Annotated in this window: 18 protein-coding genes; 12 read left to right on the forward strand and 6 right to left on the reverse strand. The window is 71.0% G+C overall.

The genetic code is table 11. The annotated features are described in order from the left end of the window. Window positions 1-105 precede the first annotated feature (105 nt). Window positions 106-966, forward strand: a complete 861-nt coding sequence (locus tag D8M34_RS12350) for a fumarylacetoacetate hydrolase family protein (protein WP_126894155.1) — start codon at window positions 106-108, stop codon at window positions 964-966. Further along, window positions 948-1,739 (forward strand): SDR family NAD(P)-dependent oxidoreductase, encoded by a 792-nt coding sequence (locus tag D8M34_RS12355; protein ID WP_126894156.1) that lies wholly within the window; start codon window positions 948-950, stop codon window positions 1,737-1,739. Before D8M34_RS12350 ends, D8M34_RS12355 begins: the two co-directional genes overlap by 19 nt. Window positions 1,740-2,065: 326 nt before the next feature. Here the strand turns inward: D8M34_RS12355 and D8M34_RS12360 are convergent, their stop codons facing one another. Then, window positions 2,066-2,965 (reverse strand): amidohydrolase family protein, encoded by a 900-nt coding sequence (locus tag D8M34_RS12360; RefSeq protein WP_085605540.1) that lies wholly within the window; start codon window positions 2,963-2,965, stop codon window positions 2,066-2,068. A 47-nt stretch (window positions 2,966-3,012) separates the two neighbouring features. Between D8M34_RS12360 and D8M34_RS12365 the strand changes: the two genes are divergently transcribed. Further along, complete coding sequence (locus D8M34_RS12365; protein ID WP_025105368.1) at window positions 3,013-3,690, forward strand: FadR/GntR family transcriptional regulator; 678 nt, start codon at window positions 3,013-3,015, stop codon at window positions 3,688-3,690. Window positions 3,691-3,694: 4 nt separating this feature from the next. On the opposite strand, the gene D8M34_RS12370 is transcribed toward D8M34_RS12365, so the two are convergent. Continuing rightward, window positions 3,695-4,357, reverse strand: coding sequence for a transaldolase family protein (locus D8M34_RS12370; protein WP_025105367.1), 663 nt, complete (start codon window positions 4,355-4,357; stop codon window positions 3,695-3,697). Between the two features lie 118 nt (window positions 4,358-4,475). On the opposite strand from D8M34_RS12370, the gene D8M34_RS12375 reads away from it, so the two are divergent. The 5 genes from D8M34_RS12375 to D8M34_RS12395 are packed head-to-tail and all read left to right on the forward strand — an operon-like array spanning window position 4,476 to window position 8,288. Continuing rightward, window positions 4,476-5,438, forward strand: a complete 963-nt coding sequence (locus tag D8M34_RS12375; protein WP_085605544.1) for a ribokinase — start codon at window positions 4,476-4,478, stop codon at window positions 5,436-5,438. A gap of 14 nt (window positions 5,439-5,452) precedes the next feature. Then, a complete protein-coding gene (gene rbsD, locus D8M34_RS12380) occupies window positions 5,453-5,857 on the forward strand; it encodes a D-ribose pyranase (RefSeq protein WP_025105365.1) in 405 nt (134 codons plus the stop codon). Next, a complete protein-coding gene (locus tag D8M34_RS12385; protein ID WP_025105364.1) occupies window positions 5,857-6,669 on the forward strand; it encodes a GntR family transcriptional regulator in 813 nt (270 codons plus the stop codon). The genes rbsD and D8M34_RS12385 overlap by 1 nt, the downstream gene beginning before the upstream one ends. A 23-nt stretch (window positions 6,670-6,692) precedes the next feature. Beyond that, window positions 6,693-7,751, forward strand: coding sequence for a PLP-dependent cysteine synthase family protein (locus D8M34_RS12390; RefSeq protein WP_060922363.1), 1,059 nt, complete (start codon window positions 6,693-6,695; stop codon window positions 7,749-7,751). A gap of 21 nt (window positions 7,752-7,772) precedes the next feature. Beyond that, window positions 7,773-8,288 carry a glycine cleavage system protein R gene (locus D8M34_RS12395; protein WP_025105362.1) on the forward strand — a complete coding sequence of 172 codons (516 nt, stop codon included), beginning with the start codon at window positions 7,773-7,775 and terminating at the stop codon, window positions 8,286-8,288. A gap of 104 nt (window positions 8,289-8,392) precedes the next feature. Here D8M34_RS12395 and D8M34_RS12400 read toward each other — a convergent pair whose 3' ends face one another. Further along, entirely contained in the window at window positions 8,393-9,070 is a 678-nt protein-coding gene (locus D8M34_RS12400) for a FadR/GntR family transcriptional regulator (protein WP_085605550.1), read from the reverse strand. 166 nt (window positions 9,071-9,236) lie between these two features. On the opposite strand from D8M34_RS12400, the gene D8M34_RS12405 reads away from it, so the two are divergent. From D8M34_RS12405 to D8M34_RS12420, 4 genes are read left to right on the forward strand one after another with little or no spacing between them, the layout of a single operon-like run. Continuing rightward, on the forward strand, window positions 9,237-10,472 hold the full coding sequence (locus tag D8M34_RS12405; RefSeq protein WP_025105360.1) for an aminotransferase class V-fold PLP-dependent enzyme: 1,236 nt from the start codon (window positions 9,237-9,239) through the stop codon (window positions 10,470-10,472). A 60-nt stretch (window positions 10,473-10,532) separates the two neighbouring features. Continuing rightward, on the forward strand, window positions 10,533-11,846 hold the full coding sequence (locus tag D8M34_RS12410; protein ID WP_025105359.1) for an ABC transporter substrate-binding protein: 1,314 nt from the start codon (window positions 10,533-10,535) through the stop codon (window positions 11,844-11,846). 3 nt (window positions 11,847-11,849) lie between these two features. Beyond that, a complete protein-coding gene (locus D8M34_RS12415) occupies window positions 11,850-12,797 on the forward strand; it encodes a carbohydrate ABC transporter permease (RefSeq protein WP_025105358.1) in 948 nt (315 codons plus the stop codon). Then, the gene (locus D8M34_RS12420) at window positions 12,794-13,714 is read left to right on the forward strand and encodes a carbohydrate ABC transporter permease (protein ID WP_025105357.1); all 921 of its coding nucleotides are present in this window, start codon (window positions 12,794-12,796) and stop codon (window positions 13,712-13,714) included. The genes D8M34_RS12415 and D8M34_RS12420 overlap by 4 nt, the downstream gene beginning before the upstream one ends. A 66-nt stretch (window positions 13,715-13,780) precedes the next feature. Here D8M34_RS12420 and D8M34_RS12425 read toward each other — a convergent pair whose 3' ends face one another. The 3 genes from D8M34_RS12425 to D8M34_RS12435 form a co-directional block, all read right to left on the reverse strand. Beyond that, entirely contained in the window at window positions 13,781-14,794 is a 1,014-nt protein-coding gene (locus tag D8M34_RS12425) for an aldo/keto reductase family protein (protein ID WP_126894157.1), read from the reverse strand. Between the two features lie 53 nt (window positions 14,795-14,847). Next, window positions 14,848-15,345 carry a hypothetical protein gene (locus tag D8M34_RS12430; protein WP_126894158.1) on the reverse strand — a complete coding sequence of 166 codons (498 nt, stop codon included), beginning with the start codon at window positions 15,343-15,345 and terminating at the stop codon, window positions 14,848-14,850. A gap of 9 nt (window positions 15,346-15,354) precedes the next feature. Beyond that, the coding region (locus D8M34_RS12435) for an aminotransferase-like domain-containing protein (protein WP_148113055.1) at window positions 15,355-16,658 on the reverse strand (1,304 nt) is incomplete at its 5' end.

Raw genomic sequence — 16,658 nt, forward strand, 5'->3', positions numbered from 1 at the left:
CGGGTCGTTCTTCCGCGCGGATCTCTTGGAGTGTAAACATCCGATGTCTATACTGTCAACGAGACCGGCCGCTGAGCAGCGGCCTCCCGAACGATCAGGAGAATCATGAAGTTCGCGCGGCTCGGCACCCCGGGGGCGGAGATCCCCGTCCTCCTGGAGGGTGACCGCTACCTCGACCTCCGCCCGGTGACATCCGATGTCAACGGCGACTTCCTTGCGGGAGACTTCGTCGCCCACGTCGCCGCCGCCCGCGACGCCGGGGAGCTCTCCGAGCTGCCGGACGCCGCGACGATGCGCATCGGCGCCCCGATCGCCCGCCCGAGCGCGGTGATCTGCATCGGGATGAACTACGCCGCCCACGCCGCGGAGTCGGGGTCGGAGCCGCCGACCATCCCCATCATCTTCCTCAAGACGCCCAACACGGTGGTCGGCCCGAACGACGCCGTGACGATCCCGCGGGGGAGCGAGAAGACCGACTGGGAGGTCGAGCTCGGCATCGTCATCGGCACCCGCACCGCGTACCTCGACTCCCCGGACGAGTCGATGGCGCACGTCGCCGGCTTCGTCGCCGCGAACGACGTGTCGGAGCGCGACTTCCAGATGGCGGTCTCCGGCGGGCAGTGGTCGAAGGGCAAGATCGCCTTCGGCTTCAACCCCACGGGTCCGTGGCTGGTCACGCCGGACGAGGTCGACCACCAGGCGCTCGGCCTCCGCAGCTTCGTGAACGGCGAGCCGCGACAGGACTCGAACACGAGCGACATGATCTTCACGGTCGAGCAGATCGTGCATCACCTGTCGCAGTATGTGACGCTCGAGCCCGGTGACCTGATCCTCACCGGCACCCCGCAGGGCGTGGCCCTGTCCGGCAAATACCCCTACCTCAGCGCGGGCGACGTGGTCGAGATCGAGATCGACGGCCTCGGCCGCCAGCGCCAGGACTTCATCGCATGGGAGGCAGAGAAGTGACCCTTCGACAGGCTCAGGGACCCGACGGCGGCACGGAAGGACTCGTGGCCATCGTCACCGGTGGCGCCTCCGGCATCGGTGCGGCGATCGCCGACCGTCTGCACGCGGACGGCGTCACCGTCGCGGTCCTCGACCGCGACACCACCCACGCCGACGAGCGCTTCGCCGCGTTCACCGCCGACGTCTCCGACCGCGCGAGCGTGGACGCCGCCGTCGTCGCCGTCGCCGAGCGCTTCGGCCGCATCGACATCGTCGTCAACAACGCCGGCATCGGCGCACAGGGCGACATCGCCGCGAACGACGACGACGAGTGGGCCCGCGTCCTCTCCATCAACGTCACCGGCATCGCACGGGTGACGTCGGCGGCACTGCCGTGGCTCCGGAAGTCCCCGGCCGCCGCGGTGTGCAACACGGCCTCGATCGCCTCGACCACCGGGCTCCCGCAGCGGGCCCTTTACTCCGCGTCGAAGGGCGCCGTGTCGGCGCTGACCCGCGCGATGGCCGCCGACCACCTGCGCGAGGGCATCCGCGTCAATGCGGTCAACCCCGGCACGGCGGACACGCCCTGGGTCGGACGACTGCTCGACTCCGCGGCCGACCCCGCCGCCGAGCGGGCCGCGTTGGAGGCACGACAGCCCCACGGACGCCTGGTGAGCCCCGACGAGGTCGCCGCCGCGGTGGCCTACCTCGTGAGTCCCGCCGCGGGCTCCACCACGGGCACCTTCATCGAGGTCGACGGGGGGATGGCGCAGCTCCGCCTCCGCCCCGAGTGACCCGATCTCCCCGACGGCCCGGTGTCTCCCCGCGAGACCCCGGGCCGTCCCCGTCCCGTCCCGCCGTTCCGCCCGGGATCAGAATCGCTCCCCCACCCCGCCCCGCAGGCCCCTTTCTCGTCCCGCACGCCGCCTCGCCGCGCGGGCGGGATCAGAATCGCTCCCCGATGCGCCTGCCGCGGGCCGTTTCCCATCCGGCACGCCCCGAGGCGCCCTGGAGGGACGACCGTGAGCGGCACGGCACCCATCCGGCCGGGATCAGAAACGGGCCCGGACGGGGCTCCGGAGGTGGCATATCGCACTCCCCCGCGTAAGGGGGCGGGGGGTTAGAGGGAGTAGACGGAGGTGGCGGTGACGTGGAAGAGGGCGTCGTGATCGATGCCGCGGGAGGAGGCCCACGTCGCCACGGCGTCGGCCCAGCGGCTGCGGGCGGACGGCTGATACACCGGCGCACCGTCGGCGGGAGCGTGCGGGCCGTCATGCTCGACGGGGCCGACCGCCGACACGGGCCAGTCGCTCCCCCACATCAGGCGCTCGGGACCGAAGACGTCGGCCGCGGTGTCGAGGAAGGGTTCGAGCTGCGCGAGGCTCCAGTCCCCTCCGGCCTCCGCGGGCAGTCCGGACACCTTGCAGAACACCCCGGGGTGTCGCGCGAGCTCGGCGAGGTCCCGCTCCCACTCCACCGAGGGCGTGCGCGGAGCAGAAGCCGTCCCGACCTCCGGCTTGCCCAGGTGGTCGAGCACGATCCGCAGCTCGGGGATCGCGCCCGACAGTCGTGCGAGGTCCGGGAGCTGCGCGGCACGCACGCACGCGTCGAAGGTCCACCCGTGCGCCGCGACCTCCCGGGCTCCGGTGATGAAGGCCGACGAGAGCATCACGCCGTCCGGCTCCCCCTGCAGGAGGTGACGCACCCCGACCACCAGGGGCTCCGCGGTGAGACTCTCCAGGTGCACCGTGGTGTCGGTACCGCGATCGAGCCGAGCGCCGGCGACGATGCCGACCACCCCGAGCCGCTCCGCCTGCCCGGCCACCCACCGCACCTCCGCGAGGAAGTCATCCTCGATGGTCTCGGCCTGCACGAACACGGCCCGCTCGTCCGTGGCCCGCTCCACCCGCGCACGCTCGAGCTCGTCGGCGCCGAAGCGCCCCGCGAGCGGTCCTTCGAGCCACGTGTACCCGAGGGCTTCCGGGTCCCACAGGTGCAGGTGCGAGTCGAGGATGCGCATGTCCCCATCCTGCCGCAGACATCGGATGTTGTGCGAGGATGAGCGCCATGGCAGTCACGGACGAGGCGATCGAGAAGATCAAGGCGATGATCGTGTCGGGCGAACTGGCCCCCGGCGATCGCCTGCCCCCGGAGAAGGAGCTGTCCGAGCGCCTCGGCCTCTCCCGCAACTCCATGCGCGAGGCGGTCAAGGCACTGGAGGTCATCCGCGTGCTCGACGTACGCCGCGGCGACGGCACCTACGTCACGAGCCTGGAGCCGCACCTGCTGCTGGAGGCGATCGCCTTCGTCGTGGACATGCACGACGACGACTCGATGCTGGAGATGTTCGCCGTCCGCCGGATGCTCGAATCGCAGGCCACCGGTCTCGCGGCGACCCTCGGCACGGACGAGGCGATCGCGGCCCTGCAGGAGGAGGTAGAGGCCGTCGACGCGTCCGTCGGGATCGAGGAGCTCGTCGACCACGACATCCGCTTCCACCGCGAGATCGTGGGCATGGCGGGCAACGCCTACCTCGCGAGCCTCATCGAGCACCTGAGCAGCCAGACGGTCCGGGCGCGCGTGTGGCGGGGTCTCACGGAGGGCGGCGCCGTGGAGCGCACCCTGTCGGAGCACCGCGCCATCGCCGATGCCATCGCCCAGCGCGACTCGGCGCTGGCGACCTCCCTCGCCACGGCCCACATCGCGGGTGTCGAACGGTGGCTGCGGCAGGCCGCGTCGGCTTGAGCCGTCAGGCCCCGAGGCGCTGCATCGCGGCGTCGAACTCCGCTGCCGAGCTGTCGCTCACCTCGTGGAACAGCAGCTGGTCGAGCACGTCGGGCGCGGCGGTGAAGTAGGGCACCCCGGCTGCGCGCAACCCCGTGATGTCGTCGGCGGAGCGCAGGGAGGCGGCGAGGACGTTGGAGCCGCTGCCCGCGCACATCTCCTGCATCCGGGCGATGAGCGCGTCGCCGTCCATGCCCGCGTCGCGCATGCGTCCGAGGTAGGGCGCGATGTACTGGGCGCCGATCGAGGCGCACGCGAGCGCCTGCGCGACGGAGTAGACCGCCGTGACGAGGACCGTGGCCCCGTCGCGGACGAGGGCCGAGGCCGCCGCGAAACCCGCTGCGGTCGCGGGCACCTTGACCGCCACCCGGTCGCCGAGCGCGCGGATGCCCTCCGCGTTCCGGAGGAAGGAGTCCGTGTCGCCGCCCCACGTCTGGAAGAAGACCTCCCGTGCTCCCTCGTCCACCCAGCGGGCATAGAGGTCGGGGATCTCCGCGGCCGTCCGCCCGCCGCGCTCGAGGATCGTGGGGTTCGTCGTGACGCCGTGCACCACCCCGGCGGAGAGCAGCCGCGAGACGCGGTCGGTGTCGGCGCTGTCGACGTACAGGCGGGGGGCGATCGCGGTCATCGGGGTCTCCTCGCGGGCAACCTGTCGTTACAGGTGGGGCTTCGGCTAATGTAATGACAGCTCCCGAACCTTGTCAAAGACCGGGAGCCCCGCGCTGTCGAGGAGGATCAGGAGCGAGATGACACCCGCACACCCCGGCGACCGCTCCGGCGTCGTCATCGTCGGCAGCGTGACGGCCGACGTCACGACCTTCTCCCAGCGGCTCCCCGCCCGCGGCGAGACCATCCTCGGCGACGAGTTCACGCTGATGCTCGGCGGCAAGGGCGCGAACCAGGCCGTCGCGGCCGGGCGCTCCGGCGCCCGCACGAGCTTCGTCGGCTGCGTCGGCGACGACCTGTTCCACGACCTCGTGGTGGACGGGCTCACCGCGGCCGGCGTCGACCTCGCGCACCTGCGTACCGTGCCGGGCCCCACCGGCATCGCGCACATCCGCGTCGACGCCTCCGCGCAGAACGACATCGTCATGGTGCCGCTCGCCAACGCCGCCCTCAGCACGGCGCAGATCGACGAGGCCCTCGCGGCTCTCGCCCCGACGACCTCCGTCCTGCTCACCCAGCTCGAAACCCCGTCCGCGCTGACCGCGCACATCACCGCGCGCGGTCGCGAGCACGGGATGACCGTGATCCTCGACCCGGCACCGGCGGCGGAGCTGGCACCGGAGATCTGGCGCAGCATCGACATCGTCACCCCGAACGAGACCGAGGCGTCACTCATCAGCGGCATCGAGGTGACCGACGCCGCCTCCGCCGAGCGCGCCGGGCACTGGTTCCTGGAGCAGGGCGTGGGCGCCGCGGTCATCACCCTGGCCGGGCAGGGGTCGTGCGTCGTCACCACCGAAGGCGCCACCGTCGTCCCGCCGTTCCCCGTGGAGGCGGTCGACACCACCGCCGCGGGCGACGCCTACGCCGGCTACCTCGGTGCCGCGCTCGCGAGCGGAGCGGCCCTCACCGATGCGGTGCGGCTGGCGACCGCCGCGGGCGCCCTCACCGTCACGAAGCAGGGGGCGTCACCGAGCCTCCCCCACCGCGCCGACGTCGAGGCCTTCCTCGCCGCGCGCACCGCGGCCCCCGTCGCGAACTGAACCAGGAGCACACGATGCGCAAGACCTCGACCACGATCAACCCCGCGCTCTCCCGCGTCATCAGCGAGACCGGGCACACCGATCTGATCGTCGTGACGGACGCCGGGCTGCCGATCCCGCCGGGCTCCGAGCGCATCGACCTCGCCTACCGTCCCGGCGCTCCCGCGTTCCTCGACGTGCTCGACACGGTGCTCGCGGAGCTCGTGGTCGAGGGGGCGACGGTGTCGGCCGAGGTCGCCGAGAAGAGTCCGGAGGTGCTCGACGCCCTGCGCGAGCGCTTCGCCGACGCAGGCTTCGAGATCGAGCTCGTCCCGCACGTCGAGTTCAAGGAGCGCACGCACGCCGCCCGTGCCTTCGTGCGCTCGGGGGAGTTCACCCCGTATGCGAACGTGATCCTGCACGCGGGGGTGGCGTACTGATGTCTCTCATCGAGGATGCGATCGACCGCCACAGCGCGGCGCCGATGTACGACCAGCTCCGGCAGCTCATCATCGACGGCATCGCCCGCGACGGTCTGCAGCCGGGCGATCCTCTTCCCGGCGAGCACCGGCTGTGCGAGCGCTACGGCATCTCCCGCACGGTCGTGCGCCAGGCGCTCGCCCAGCTCGAGCACGAGGGACTCGTCGAGCGCGTGAAGGGCAAGGGTACGTTCGTCTCCCGCCCGCGCACGAGCGAGAGTCTCGTGCACACGCTCGTCGGGCTGTACGACGACGTCGAGCGGCGCGGCGGGCACGTGCACAGCGACGTCCTCCGGCACGAGCAGACCGTCGCCGACGAGGAGGTCGCCCTCGCCCTCGAGGTGCCGGTCGGATCGCCGGTGATCGTGCTGGAGCGGCTGCGGCACGTCGACGGCGAGCCCTGGTCGCTCTCGACCACGTGGATGCCGGAGGCGGTGGGAGCGGTGACGCTCGGCGCCGACCTCACCGAGGCGTCGCTGTACCGGCTGCTCGCCGACCACGGCATCATCGCCACGCACGGCGTCCGCTCCGCGGAGGCGACGGTCGCCACGCACGAGCAGGCTCAGCATCTCGGTGTGAGCGCCGGCTCCGCCCTCCTCCGCCTGCGCAGCATCAGCCGCAGTGAGGATGGCCTGCCGATCGAGTACTTCATCGCGTACCACCGCGGCGACCGCTCGCGCTTCGAGTTCCAGCTCCAGCAGGAGCAGTCCCAGGCCTCGCTGATGCACGTGGACGGATCGGGCGGTGCCTCCCCGGCGGGCACGGTGGGCTGACCCCGGCCGGTACGCTCGAGGGCATGAGCGACTGGACCAGCACCGCGATCGCCCTGCTGGAAGCCGATGCCAACCGCAGCGCCGACACGCACCTGCACCTGTTCCCGCTGCCGCCGGAGTGGGGCATCGACCTCTACCTCAAGGACGAGTCGGTGCACCCGACCGGCTCCCTCAAGCACCGCCTCGCGCGCTCCCTCCTCCTGTACGGACTCGTCAACGGGCGCATCCGCGAGGACACGACCCTCGTGGAGTCGTCGAGCGGGTCGACCGCGGTGTCGGAGGCCTACTTCGCCCGGATGCTGGGGCTGAAGTTCATCACGGTCGTGCCCCGATCGACGGTGCAGGAGAAGATCGACCTCATCGAGTTCTACGGCGGCACCTGCCATTTCGTGGATCGCGCGGAGGACATGTCCCCCGAGGCGCAGCGCCTGGCGGCGGACTGCACCGGGCACTACCTCGACCAGTTCACCTACGCGGAGCGTGCGACCGACTGGCGCGGCAACAACAACATCGCCGACAGCGTGTTCGGCCAGCTCGCCCAGGAGCGGCATCCGATCCCCCGCTGGATCGTCACGGGCGCCGGCACCGGGGGCACCAGCGCCACCTTCGGCCGCTACGTGAAGTACCGCCGCCATGACACCAGGATCGCCGTCGTCGACCCCGAGGGCTCGGCCTTCTACGACGGCTGGGCGGGCACGGTCGACCCGCCGGCCGGACACCCGAGCCGCATCGAGGGCATCGGGCGGCCGCGGGTGGAGGCCTCCTTCGTGCCGTCCGTGATCGACGAGATGATCCAGGTGCCGGACGCGGGCTCCATCGCCGCGATCCGGCTCCTTCGCGAGCGCACCCTGCACTGGGCGGGCGGCTCCACCGGCACGAACCTCTACGGCGCGTTCCAGCTCATCGCCCGGATGCGTGCCGCGGGCGAGACCGGCAGCGTCGTGACCCTGATCTGCGACAGCGGTGTGCGGTACGCCGGCACGTACTACTCGGACGAGTGGGTCGCGCAGCAGGGGTGGGACCTCGCCCCGCACCGTGCGCGGCTGGAGCGATTCCTGGAGACCGGGGTCTGGGCGGACTGATCCTCGGGTTACGCTGACCCCATGACCACACTCATCCTCACTGTCGCGGGTGCCGATCGTCCGGGCCTCGTGGCCGCCGTCGCCGATGTCGTCGATGCCCATGGCGGCAACTGGGAGAACAGCTCCCTCGCCGAGCTCGCCGGCACGTTCGCGGGTGTCATCGAGGTGTCCGTGCCGACGGAGCGCACCGGGGAGCTCGAGACCGCGCTCCGGGGGATCCAGGGCCAGGGTCTGCTCACGCTCTCGGTGCTCACCGGCACGCCAGGGCCGTCCGAGGACGAGGAGCAGCTGCTCGTGATGCAGGTGCTCGGCAACGACCGCCCCGGCATCGTGCGCGAGGTCTCGGCGGTGCTGAACGCGCATGCCCTGAGCATCGAGGAGCTCACGACCGAGACCCGGGAGGCCGCGATGGCCGGCGGGAGGCTGTTCGAGGCGTCGGTGATCGCGAAAGTCCCGCCGACGGTCGACCTCGACGCCCTGCGTGCCGACCTCGAGCGCCTCGCGTCCGAGATCCAGGTCGACATCACGCTCGGTTGACCCCGTTCGCCGACCCACCCCCTTCGGTGCCGCCCACCCCCTTCCGGACGTCCGAATAGGGCCGGGGCGCACGAAAGAGGGTGGCTCGGCCGGGAAACCAGGAGTCAGAGGCCGGAGTACCGCCGCACCCAGTACTCGGTGTAGGCGACGTGGGCGGACGCGGCGGCCGAGGCGGCCACCGGATCCGCGGCGGCGAGGCCGCGCAGGATCGCGCGGTGGCCGGCGTCGGAGTGGATCTTGAGCTCCGCGGCATCCTCCGGGTCGGAGATCCGGTAGGCACGGGAGCGGGAGCGCAGCACGTCGATCAGGCTCGTCAGGGCCTCGTTGCCCGCGACCGACGAGATCGCCATGTGGAACTCGTGGTCGAGGCGGGACTGCGCCTCGAAGTCCGTCGTCGACTCGATCTCCGTGAGCACCTCGTCGAGCGCGGCGACCGTGTCCTCGTCGATCCGCGCCGCGGCGAGCGCCGCCGCGTGCGGCTCGAGCACCCGTCGGAGCTCCGTCAGCTCCAGCACCCCGGCCATCGGCAGCAGTCCGACCGTGAGGGAGAGACTGCCGATGAGGTCGGCCGCGCGGAGCTCGCTGACGTAGCTGCCGGAACCGTGCCGCGTCTCCAGCACGCCCAGTGCGGCGAGGGTCCGGATGGCTTCGCGCAGCGACCCGCGCGAGACACCGAGCCGTTCGCACAGCTCCCCCTCGCTCGGCAGCCGGTCACCGGGGCGCAGGGCGCCGTCGGCGATGAGAGCCCGCAGGCCGTGCAGCGCCGTGTCCAGTGCGCTCATCGTCATCCTCTCTGCCACTCCCCCACCCCTCGTGAAGTCTGTCGGACGCCCCCGGCGTCGCAAACTCGTATGACAACTATGTTTCATCTTCGCGGTTTCGTAGCCAAAACCGAAGGCGTGTGGCAAAGTTGTGCAACAACTCGCCCCCGCTCACCGATGAGGTCCGATGCCCGCTCCGCAGTTCCCCGCTCCGCTCACGCTGAACTCCGGCCTGCGAGCGCGCGATGCCTGGCCCCTCGACCCGACGGTGATCCACCTCAACCACGGGTCGTTCGGGGCGGTGCCGTCGGTGGTGGTCGCCCATCAGGACGCCCTGCGCCGCCGTGCCGATCTGAGCCCCGTGGAGTGGTTCCCGCGGATCGCGGAGCGGGTGCAGGAGGCGAGGCAGCGGACGGCTCCGTTCGTCGGCGCCCGCGCGGAGGACAGCGTGTTCGTGCCCAACGCCTCCGCCGCGGCCACGGTCGTCTACAACGCCCTCCAGCTCGACAGCGGCGACGAGATCCTCGTGACCGACCAGGGCTACGGGGCCATCACCATGGGCGCCGAGCGTCTCGCCCGCCGGTTCGGCGCCGCCGTCCGCACGGTCGCCCTGCCCCTGCTCGCCGACGACGACGAGATCGTGCAGCTCTTCGCCGACGCCCTCACCCCGCGCACGCGGCTGCTCGTCGTCGACCAGATCACCTCGCCCACCGCCCGCCTGCTGCCCACCCGCCGCATCGCCGACCTCGCGGCCGAGCGCGGCGTGCGCACCCTCGTCGACGGCGCCCATGCCCCCGGCCTCATCCCGGATGCGGCGGCCGTCGCCGGCGGCGACTGGTGGTTCGGGAATCTGCACAAGTGGCCCTGCGCCCCGCGCGGCTCCGCCCTCCTCGTCACCACCGCCCCCGACCGCGACGAGCTCTGGCCGCTGATCGACTCCTGGGCCGCGCGCGAGCCGTACCCCGAGCGCTTCGACACCCAGGGCACGATCGATGCGACGACGTACCTCGCCACCCCCACCGCGATCGAGTTCATCGAGGCGGAGTTCGGATGGGCGGCCGCCCGCGACGCCATGGCCGCGCGTGCCGACGCCGGTGCCGAGCTCATCGCGGAAGCCCTGCGCCCCTTCAGCGACGAGGACCCGCTGACCCCCCTCCCCTCCCCGGTGCCGTCCATGCGACTCATCCGGCTGCCGCTCGGCCTCGGCGCCACCCGCGAGGAGGCCGACGCGCTGCGCATGGACCTCCTCGACGAGGTCGGCGTGGAGACCGCGTTCACGAGCTTCCGGGGCGTCGGCTACTTCCGCCTGTCCGCGCACCTGTACACGGAGGCCTCCGACATCGAGGCGTTCGTCGAGCGCTGCGTCCCCGCGATCCTGCGCCGCGCCGGCATCCGCCCCGCCGACGCCCTCATCCTCCCCTGACCCGCACCACCTCCCGCACGACCCACCCGAACACCACCCACCCCCACCGAGAGGCACATCGTGAAGAACAAGATCTTGACGACCGCAGCCGGAGTCGGCACCGTCGCCGTCCTCGCACTCACCGGCTGCTCCGGAGGCTCCGGCTCGTCCGGCGGCGACGGCAGCGTCACCCTCCAGATGGTCGAGAGCCTGACGAACCCGGCGCGCACGGAGCTCCTCCGCGGACTGCTCGACGAGTTCGAGAAGGACAACCCCGACATCACCGTCACCCTCGTCTCCCCGCCCACCGAGCAGGCCGACCAGAAGATCCAGCAGATGCTGCAGTCCGGCAAGGGCGTCGATGTGCTCGAGGTGCGCGACATCACCGTCGGGCCGTTCGCGAACAACGGCTGGCTCTACGACCTCGGTCCCGATCTGAAGAAGTGGGACGGCTGGGACGCCCTGACCGAGAACGCGCAGTCGGCCTCGGTCGCGGAAGACGGCAAGAGCTACTTCGTCCCCTACGGCTTCTACGGCCTGTCGCTGTTCTACCGCACCGACCTCGTCGAGCAGGCCGGCTTCGACGGCCCGCCGCACAGCTGGAAGGACCTGCTGGAGCAGGCGTCGGCGATCCAGGACCCGTCGAACAACATCTACGGGTACGCGTTCCGTGGCGGTCAGAACGCGAACAGCAACGTCGTCGCCGCGATCGAGGCCTACACGATCGACGGCCTCGACACGGAGGACGCGTTCCTCATGGAGGACGGCTCGACGATCTTCGCCGCCCCCGAAGCGCAGGAGGCGGTCGACGACTACTTCGACCTGTTCAAGGAAGCCTCGCCGCCGTCCGCCGTCTCGTGGGGCTACCCCGAGATGGTCGCCGGGTTCACCAACGGCACCACGGCCTTCCTCCTGCAGGACCCGGAGGTCATCGCGACGGTGCAGGACTCCTCGCTGACCGAGGACCAGTGGGACACCGCGCCGCTGCTCGTCGGCCCGTCCGGCAAGGCCGCACAGCCCCTCGCCGTCGCCGGCTGGGGTGTCGCGGAGAACAGCGAGCACAAGGAGGCCGCGGTGAAGCTCGTCGAGTTCCTGTCGTCCGCCGAGCCCGCCACCGAGTTCGCGCAGGCGAACAGCCTCGTTCCGATCATCGCGGCCGCCGCGGACGACGAGTTCTACTCCACCGGCCCCTGGACCAGCTACGTCACCATGACCGAGGACCCGGAGACCTACGTCAACGTGCGTCAGCCGCGCGGCGTGAGCTGGTGGACCGAGTGGATCCAGAAGTCCGACCAGGACGTGCAGAGCGTGCTGTTGGGCAACATGTCCACCAAGGACCTCCTCGCCTCGTGGGACGCGTTCTGGACCGAGAAGTACGCCGCGGAGAAGGGTTGATCCGTGGCCCGCACCATCCGTGAAGGGGGCTCCGTCGGCACCGCCGGCGGGGCCTCCCCGGCATCGCGTCGTCGCCCCTTCCGGGGCCGCACCGCCCTCACGCTGCTGGCCTTCCTCGCGCCCGCGATCGTCTTCGTCTGCTGGTTCACCTACTGGCCGATGCTGCAGGGCGCCCGCATGGCCTTCCACGACTGGAACCTGTGGGACCTGACGTCGACGCCGTTCGTGGGTTTCGACAACTTCCTCGCCGTCTTCCGCGACCCGGCGTTCCCGACCGTGGCGTGGAACTCCGTGCTCTGGGTGGTCGGCTCGCTCGTGCCGCAGCTCGTGATCGGGTTCCTCATCGCGCTCGCCCTGCGCAAGCGGTTCCGCTTCCGCGGCCTCTACCAGGCGCTGGTGTTCTTCCCGTGGGCGGTGTCCGGCTTCCTCATCGGCATGCTGTTCCGCTGGATGTTCAACGCCGAATTCGGCGTCGTCAACGACCTGCTCATGAAGGCCGGTCTGATCGACGCCCCGCTGCCGTGGCTGGCCGACCCGAAGCTCGCGATGTTCGCCGTGATCGTCGCGAACATCTGGTACGGCGTGACCTTCTTCGCGATCATGATCCTCGCCGCTCTCCAGTCGGTGCCGGACGAGATGCTGGAGGCGGCGAGCCTCGACGGCGCCGGCAAAGTGCGGCAGCTGTTCTCCATCATCATCCCGTACATCTCGATGACGCTGCTGCTGACGATCCTGCTGCGCGTGATCTGGATCTTCAACTTCCCCGACATCATCTACGCGATGACGAACGGCGGCCCGGCCAACCAGACCCACATCATCACGACGTGGATGATCAACTACACGCAGCAGGGCAACTACGGCATCGCGAGCGCCATCGGGCTCATCGTCGTGGCGTTCCTCATGGTGTTCTGCGCGTTCTACCTGATGGCGATGCGGAGAGTGCAGCGATGACCATCACCTCATCCGTCCGGACCGGCTCCTCGGTCACCGAGACCCGTCGCATCACGGTGCCCGACCCGAAGGCCGCCCCGCGCCCCAAGCCCCGCGTCACGGTGGGCGGCGTGGTGCGTCTCGTCGGCCTGGGCCTGTGGCTGCTCATCACGCTGTTCCCGCTGTACTGGATCACGCTCACCGCGTTCAAGTCGCCGGGGACCATCAACCGCTTCCCGATCGAGTACTGGCCGAGCGAGCCCTCGCTGGACAACTTCACGAGCCTGTTCGAGAAGAGCTCCTTCGGGACGTTCCTGGCGAACTCGGCCATCGTGGCGGTGTCGGCCGGCGCGGTGGCGACGCTCATCGCCCTGCTCAGCGCCTACGTGCTGGCGCGGTTCGAGTTCCGCGGCAAAGGCACGGTGCTCATCGCGTTCCTGCTGACGCAGATGATCCCGGCGTTCATCGCCCTCGGACCGCTGTACTCGATGATGACCGACCTGGGACTCGTCGACACCAAGCCCGGCCTCATCCTCGTCTACATCGCGATCTGCATCCCGTTCTCCACGGTCATGCTGCGGGGCTTCTTCGAGAACGTCCCCGACGCGCTGGAGGAGGCAGCGATGATCGACGGCTGCTCGCGCCTGGGCGCCCTGTTCCGGGTGCTCGTGCCGGTGATGACCCCTGGCATCATCGCCGCGTTCATCTTCAACTTCGTGAACTGCTGGAACGAGCTGTTCCTGTCGGTCGTGCTGATGAACACCGATGCGAACCGCACCGTGCCCTCGGCGCTGAACGGCTTCATCTCCACGTTCAACATCGACTGGGGCTCCATGAGCGCCGCGGCCGTGCTGACGATCCTCCCGACGATGGTGATGTTCGCCCTCGCCAGCCGCTGGATCGTTCAGGGCCTCACGGCCGGGGCTGTCAAGGAGTAACCCGCCCGAATCGCGCAAATGGTCCCATTCCTTGACGGAATGGGACCATTTGCGCGATTCGAAGGCCTAGACGAGCCGGGACTTCGGCGACACCGAGTAGGTGTGCTCGGCGTCGCGGTTGACCGTGTCGCCGAGAGCCTCGTCGATCGCGGTCATGGTGTCGGCGTCGAGCTTCACGCCAGAGGCCTTGACCGTGTCGGCGAGCTGCTCCGGACGGGAGGCGCCGACGAGGGCCGCCGCGACGTTCGGGTTCTGCAGCACCCACGCGATCGCGAGCTGCGGCATCGACAGTCCCGCCTGCTCCGCGATCGGCTTGAGGCGCTGCACCGCGGTGAGGATCTCGTCCTGCAGGAAGCTCTTGATGAAGCCCGCGCCCGAGTTCTGATCCGTCGCCCGCGACCCCTCCGGCACCGGCTGGCCCGGGAGGTACTTCCCACTCAGCACGCCCTGCGCCATCGGCGACCAGACGATCTGCGAGATGCCGAGCTCCTCGGACGCCGGGACGACCTTGCCCTCGATGACCCGCCACAGCATGGAGTACTGCGGCTGGTTGGAGATGAGCTGGATGCCGAGCTGCTTCGCCAGAGCGTGCCCTTCGCGGAGCTGCTCCGCCGTCCACTCCGAGACGCCGATGTAGAGCGCCTTGCCCTGACGGACCACGTCGGCGAAGGCCTGGAACGTCTCCTCCAGCGGGGTCTCGTAGTCGAAGCGGTGCGCCTGGTAGAGATCGACGTAGTCGGTGCCGAGGCGCTGCAGCGAGCCGTTGATCGACTCCATGATGTGCTTCCGGCTCAGGCCGGTGTCGTTCGGACCCTTGGGGCCGGTCGGGAAGTAGACCTTGGTGAAGATCTCGAGGCTCTCGCGACGCTGGCCCTCCAGAGCCTTGCCGAGCACGACCTCGGCGGCCGTGTTGGCGTAGGTGTCCGCGGTGTCGAACGTGGTGATGCCGGCGTCCAGGGCGGCGTGCACGGTCTTGACCGCGGCGTCGTCCTCGACCTGCGAGGCGTGCGTGACCCAGTTGCCGTAGGTGATCTCCGAGACCTTGAGACCGCTGTTGCCGAGATAGCGATAGTTGACCATGGACCAACGCTAGTCCCGCCAAGGGGAGCAGCGGGCCGGATCGGCCGCGATCGTCAGACGGTGGCGGGCGCCGGTCCGCGGCGGCGGGACGTGAGCGCGGCCCCGACCAGCACCCCGACCGCGGCGAGCGCGCTGACCGCGTACAGGGGCAGCGCCCACGGGGAGGCATCGGCGCCGCTGATGCCGAAGGTGTCGGCGAGCCCCATGCCCGGGCCGAACGACGCGACGAAGTAGGCCGGAGCCCCGCCCATGAGCAGCGCGAGGAACGTCATGCCGGCCACCACCGCCGGAGCCCGCGTGAGGAGGCAGACGACGGCCGTCCCGACTCCCAGGCACACGCCCGCGCCGAGGATCCCGAGGACGGTCGGAGCCATGAGGCTCTCCCCGGCGTTCGACATCGCGGCCCGGACCTCGTCGAGCGAGAGGTCGCCCGGAGCCGCGGCGAGCGGATTCAGCACGAGGATCTGCACCGCGGCGAGGGCGGCGTACGCGGTGACGGCGAGCACGCCCGCGACGCAGATCCAGAGGGTGGGACGCGGCACCGGTGTCATGCGGTCACCCTAGGCAGGGCTGCTGAGAGTCTCCCGGTACTCGTGCCAGGCGTCGCCCAAGCGGCGCACCCCCTCGGTGAGCACGTCGTCCGGAGCGGTGAACGGCAGGCGCACGTGGTCGTCCGGCGCGGCGGCCGAGACCGCGAAGGCCCCGGTGCCCGCGATCGAGACGCCATGCGCCGCGGCGACCCGCGCGAGAGCCGATGCGGAGCCCCGAGGCAGCGCCGCCCACAGCGCGAGTCCGCCCCGAGGGGCGTCGGAGGTCCAGTCGGGGAGGTGCGCGGCCATCAGTTCGTGCAGCAGGAGGAGCCGCTGCTGGTGCACGCGGCTGTTGGCGCGGCGGAGCTCCGTCGCGTGCGCGATGAGGTCGAGTGCGAGGAGCTGGCCGGGCACGCTCGTGGACTGGTCGGCGAGCTGCCGGGCGCCGCGGAGCCGCCGGACCAGCACCGGGTCGGCCCGCAGCCACCCGATCCGCAGCCCGCCCCAGGCCCACTTCGACACGGATTCGACGACGAGCACCGGGGCGTCCGGCCGCTCCGAGGCGAGCGTGGGCGGCACGACCCCGTCGAACGAGATACCGGCGACGACGCGATCCTCGATCACGGGGACCCCGTACTGCGCGGCGAGCTCGGCCACGCGGTGGCGCGCCGCCGCGGGAAGTCGCGTCCCCGTCGGGTTCTGGTGGTGCGGGTTGAGCGCGACGAGCACGGGACGCAGCCGGGCCATCGCCTGCTCCAGCGCGTCGACGTCGAGGCCGTCCGCGCCCATCGGCACGCCGTGCACGGTGCCGCCGCGCAGCCCCACGGAGTCGGTCACGCCCGGCCAGGTGATCTCCTCCGCGAGCACGACGTCGCCGGGCTCCACGAGCGCGTTGACGACGAGGCTGATGGCCTGCTGCGCGCCGTGGGTCACGAGGATCTGCTCGGGCGTGGTCGGCGTCCCCTCGGCGCGGTACATGTCGGCGATGAGTTCGCGGAGCGCCGGGAGCCCCGCGGGGTCGGTCTCCGGGAGCAGGGCGAGGTCGAGCCGCGGCTGGTGGTCGCGGATGAGCTGCACACCAAGGTCCGGGATCTGCGGCACCGTGCGGAGCAGGTCGATCGCGTTGGGGAGAGCCGAGAACAGGGCCTCGCCGCGGCCGGGACGGCGGTCCGCCGCGGGGGTCGTCCTCGCCCCCGCGACCGTGGTCCCGCTCCCCTGCCGGCGCTCGACGAGGCCCTGCTCGGCGAGGGACGCATAGGCCGACACGACCGTGCCCCGCGAGACCGCGACCGCCGCGGAGAGGGCGCGTTCGGCAGGCAGGCGGTCGGCGGGAC

Source organism: Microbacterium sp. HSID17254, assembly GCF_003989315.1.
Classification (GTDB): domain Bacteria; phylum Actinomycetota; class Actinomycetes; order Actinomycetales; family Microbacteriaceae; genus Microbacterium.

Bases quoted from the DNA above. Each gene is read 5' to 3' on its own strand.
- D8M34_RS12405 (WP_025105360.1), top strand. From the start codon at position 9,237: ATGCCCGCTCCGCAGTTCCCCGCTCCGCTCACGCTGAACTCCGGCCTG.
- D8M34_RS12430 (WP_126894158.1), bottom strand. From the start codon at position 15,345: ATGACACCGGTGCCGCGTCCCACCCTCTGGATCTGCGTCGCGGGCGTG.
- D8M34_RS12395 (WP_025105362.1), top strand. From the start codon at position 7,773: ATGACCACACTCATCCTCACTGTCGCGGGTGCCGATCGTCCGGGCCTC.
- D8M34_RS12375 (WP_085605544.1), top strand. From the start codon at position 4,476: ATGACACCCGCACACCCCGGCGACCGCTCCGGCGTCGTCATCGTCGGC.
- D8M34_RS12385 (WP_025105364.1), top strand. From the start codon at position 5,857: ATGTCTCTCATCGAGGATGCGATCGACCGCCACAGCGCGGCGCCGATG.
- D8M34_RS12365 (WP_025105368.1), top strand. From the start codon at position 3,013: ATGGCAGTCACGGACGAGGCGATCGAGAAGATCAAGGCGATGATCGTG.
- D8M34_RS12425 (WP_126894157.1), bottom strand. From the start codon at position 14,794: ATGGTCAACTATCGCTATCTCGGCAACAGCGGTCTCAAGGTCTCGGAG.
- D8M34_RS12350 (WP_126894155.1), top strand. From the start codon at position 106: ATGAAGTTCGCGCGGCTCGGCACCCCGGGGGCGGAGATCCCCGTCCTC.
- D8M34_RS12390 (WP_060922363.1), top strand. From the start codon at position 6,693: ATGAGCGACTGGACCAGCACCGCGATCGCCCTGCTGGAAGCCGATGCC.
- D8M34_RS12360 (WP_085605540.1), bottom strand. From the start codon at position 2,965: ATGCGCATCCTCGACTCGCACCTGCACCTGTGGGACCCGGAAGCCCTC.
- D8M34_RS12420 (WP_025105357.1), top strand. From the start codon at position 12,794: ATGACCATCACCTCATCCGTCCGGACCGGCTCCTCGGTCACCGAGACC.
- rbsD (WP_025105365.1), top strand. From the start codon at position 5,453: ATGCGCAAGACCTCGACCACGATCAACCCCGCGCTCTCCCGCGTCATC.
- D8M34_RS12370 (WP_025105367.1), bottom strand. From the start codon at position 4,357: ATGACCGCGATCGCCCCCCGCCTGTACGTCGACAGCGCCGACACCGAC.
- D8M34_RS12400 (WP_085605550.1), bottom strand. From the start codon at position 9,070: ATGAGCGCACTGGACACGGCGCTGCACGGCCTGCGGGCTCTCATCGCC.
- D8M34_RS12355 (WP_126894156.1), top strand. From the start codon at position 948: ATGGGAGGCAGAGAAGTGACCCTTCGACAGGCTCAGGGACCCGACGGC.